The sequence below is a fragment of the Paenarthrobacter aurescens genome, from assembly GCF_025421775.1.
Classification (GTDB): Bacteria; Actinomycetota; Actinomycetes; order Actinomycetales; family Micrococcaceae; genus Arthrobacter; species Arthrobacter aurescens_B.
On the sequence record NZ_JAOEFX010000329.1, the window covers coordinates 1 to 267 of the forward strand.

Annotated in this window: 1 protein-coding gene; it reads right to left on the reverse strand. The window is 37.1% G+C overall.

From position 1 onward, the window contains the following. The coding region (locus N7568_RS23840; protein ID WP_261612168.1) for a TcaA 3rd/4th domain-containing protein at positions 1-243 on the reverse strand (243 nt) is incomplete at its 3' end. Positions 244-267: the final 24 nt, after the last annotated feature.

Sequence of the window (267 nt, forward strand, 5' to 3'; positions counted from 1 at the left end):
TCCAGAATCAAATTTACGTTTTGCATATATTTTTATAGAACCATCCATTAGCAGTGGGCCTAAATAATCAATATCGCCAATTTCTGTTTTTGTGTCTTTACCATTAACGAACAGCGTCGCATCATCATAATCTGAAGAAATGTACACCGCATGATCTGACCAATCAAACTCAACGTCCACATCTTCTCCGTTAGTGGCTTCAATCTCTTGTTCGTTTTCAACTTTTCCATAATCGTTTTGCACTTCACCTTTTACAATATGCGTACC